Raw genomic sequence first — 1023 nt, 5'->3', positions numbered from 1 at the left:
GTAGGCCAGGGACAAGTCCTCGGCGTCACGCACCGGCACGGTGGCGGACACCTCCATCTTGCCGCCACGGTGCAGCGCGAAGGCCGGGTCGATCGGGAAGTGATCCAGATCGCTGTCGCTGTCGCTGCTGGTATCGGTGCGAGGATTCACAATCTCCGCTGCCACGGGTGACCCCTTTGTCTGGTTATGGGGAGGCGTCGTCGCCTCCCCATGAGGGTTGACAGGTGCACACCTGCACGGCTGGTCAGGCGCTGGGCGCACCGCATGCGCGCCCGCTCCCCAGGATCCGGGGTAAGCATCCGTTCTACCGGAAAACCAAATCGGCTGGCGACTCCGTTACCACGCGTGGCGGCGCCCATTCGGGTGCGGGCGAGCAGCAGGTGATCGACGCGCTGTGGGCCACGCAGGCCGAGCTGGCCGCCGCCGTGGCCGGGCACCCGTTCTTCACCGGCCGGGACACCTATGGGTGCGTGAAGGCCTACTTGGCCCTGCAGCGGGCAAGCCGCGCGCTGCCGACCTGGAGCGACGGCTGGCGGCGTTCACCTGACCGGGCCACTGGCTGCAGCCTGCCGGGGCGGTGCCGACCGCCGGCCCGGCGCGGGGCGAGCCGGCGGCTTGAAGCGGTATGTACAGCCCCGTTACAGGGGCGCCGGGGCCGATGCGGTCGGCCGGCTTTGCTTCTCCCGGTTTGCGGTGGCCGCCGGCGGCAGGAGGATGTACCAGGGGGCCTTGGCCACGAGGTCTGTCCGTTCGGGCCGCCCCCACATGGGGCGTGAATGCATGACCCCAATACCCCGGTCCGCGCGCCTTCGACCGTAAAAGGGCCGGGTCTCCTACGATCGTCGTCCGGGATCGCCGGCCCGTCCGCCCTTGCATCTGCGGCGCGGTGCGCTGCAGACGGGATCGCGAGAGGAGGTCACGTTGATCGCCACAGCCTGGTGCGGCCGTCGGCTGGCCCGGGCAGCCGAGTGGCTGACCACGCCTCTGCTGCCCGAGGACTACCTCGGACTTGTCAATCCCCTG

At 70.2% G+C, this 1023-nt stretch carries 1 pseudogene; it reads right to left on the bottom strand.

Features of this window, described 5'->3' with window-relative positions:
• Window positions 1–165 (bottom strand): annotated as a pseudogene (locus FCI23_RS55885) (NAD-dependent malic enzyme); the annotation flags it as partial.
• Window positions 166–1023: the final 858 nt, after the last annotated feature.

It is taken from the genome of Actinacidiphila oryziradicis (assembly GCF_005047355.1).
Taxonomy (GTDB): Bacteria; Actinomycetota; Actinomycetes; order Streptomycetales; family Streptomycetaceae; genus Actinacidiphila; species Actinacidiphila oryziradicis.
Note: the sequence above shows the minus strand (reverse complement) of the source record. Positions and strands in the feature narration are given on the sequence as shown.